This is a genomic window from Streptosporangium sp. NPDC048886 (genome assembly GCF_055586905.1).
In genome coordinates this window covers 1-1,776 of the sequence record NZ_JBVJHH010000112.1, presented here as the reverse complement: position 1 = coordinate 1,776, position 1,776 = coordinate 1, and the positions used below count along the sequence as shown (strand labels likewise).

The following is a 1,776-nucleotide window of genomic DNA, read 5'->3' as shown; positions in this document are numbered from 1 at the left end:
TACGGCGGGTGCTGGGCCGCACGACCTACGCCCAACGGCAGGAGCAGGAGGCGGAGATGGTCGCTTCGCTGATCATGCACAAGGCCCGCCGCGGCATGCCCGCCGGACCGGTGAGCAGCGAGCTGGAACGCCTGCGCTCGGCGTTCGGCCCCGGTGACTGAGGTGATCAGCTATTTCGCGGCCGGGATGCTGGTGCTGATCAGCGCAGGCAAGCTGGCCGCCGCGCGGCGCGTCCCGTTGAGCCCCGGGATGCGATACCTGCTGGGGTTCTTCCTGAGCATGGCGGCAGCGCTGACGGTCTCGGCCGAACCGACCGTGCGACTGCTGTCTGCCCATGGGGCGCCTACGGCGACTCTGGTATGCCGGCTGGTGAGCAACGCGTTGCAGGTGCTGGGCGTGCACCTACTGATGCGGCTGGCCCGCGCCACCCAGACCCCCGTGCCGCGCACCCGGTTGTGGCCGCTGGTGCTGTGCTGGGTGCTGATGGCGGTGTGCTCCGTCGACGTGGCACTGCATGTCGATCAGCTCGGCACTCCCGGTTTCGGCTGGCGGTTCGGCGCCGTCGGATACCAGGTGGTGCTGGTCGGATACGCGGTCGGCTGCCTTATGAGGTTCATGCGGGTGCTCACCCGGCATGCCCGGCAGTGCCCGCGCGGCAGCTTCCGCACCGGACTGCAGGTGATCGTGACGGCCTCGGCGGTGACCGTGGTGTGGGGCCTGTACTCCGGCCTTCCCACGCTCTGGGTGTCGGTGACCGGCCTGCCCGGTGACGACTTCCTGCCGGTCGGCCGGTTGATCGGGCTGGTGGCGATGGCGCTGTGGGTCGCGGGCGCGGTGGTGACCACCTGGCAGGGCATGGTGGAGCGGCCGCTGCGGTGGCTGACGGCCCGGCGCGACGTCCGCGCGGTGACGCCGCTGTGGGCGGTGTTGGTGGCCGCGCTACCCAGGATCGCGTTGCCGCCGACCGCCCGGTGTGGCGCGGAGTTCGCGCTGTATCGCAAGCTGATCGAGATCCGGGACGGACTGCTGGCCCTGCGCCAGCACGTGCCGCCCGAACTGGCGGACTGGGTGCGCGAGTCGGCCTGCCGGCACGCCGCCGCCGAGGACGGGCCGACCATGGCGGCCGCCGAGGTCGCCGCCGCGCTGGTGGCCCGGAAGTCCGGGCACAGCTGGCCGCAACCGCCCGCCGCGCGCGCCTCCTCGGTACCCAGCATCGACGCGGAGACGGCCTGGCTGAGCGCGGTGTCGGCGGCATTCACCAGCTCACCGGTGGTGGACGAGGTCCGGGAACGGGCCGGCGCGACCTACGCGACGCCCGCCGAAGCGGCCTGAACACCGCATACCCTGGACGCCCTGCGACAGCTCGCCGAAGCACCGCGCATCATTGGATCCGAAGCCCGAACAGAACCTAGCGCTGTGGCCCCACCGTCCATGGTTGGAGCTTGTCGGGGTTGCGTACCGCCCAGATGTGTTTGATCCGGTCACCTGCGATGTCGAACGCCGCCACCGTCACGGTGACGCCGTCGATCTGAGCCACCAGACCGGGCTGACCGTTGACCGTACGCTCCAGGATCGCCAGGTCGGGTGCCCTGTCGGCGATGGCGATGATGTGGCGGGCGATCTGTTCGGCGCCTTCGAGCGGGTGGAGCGCGGCGCTGACCAGGCCGCCGCCGTCGGCGACCGCCGTGGCGTCGGGGTCGAGGAGGGCGATGAGGGCGTGGAGGTCCTTGGCCTCCCAGGCCCGTTTGAAGGCCCGGACGATATCGGCGGGCTGGG

At 71.3% G+C, this 1,776-nt stretch carries 2 protein-coding genes; one reads left to right on the top strand and one right to left on the bottom strand.

Annotated elements, in window-relative coordinates; translation table 11 throughout:
• Nucleotides 1-162 precede the first annotated feature (162 nt).
• On the top strand, nt 163-1,332 hold the full coding sequence (locus ACZ6R6_RS49300; protein WP_470104473.1) for an MAB_1171c family putative transporter: 1,170 nt from the start codon (nt 163-165) through the stop codon (nt 1,330-1,332).
• 76 nt (nt 1,333-1,408) lie between these two features.
• Here the strand turns inward: ACZ6R6_RS49300 and ACZ6R6_RS49295 are convergent.
• The coding region (locus ACZ6R6_RS49295) for a sigma-70 family RNA polymerase sigma factor family protein (RefSeq protein ID WP_470104471.1) at nt 1,409-1,776 on the bottom strand (368 nt) is incomplete at its 5' end.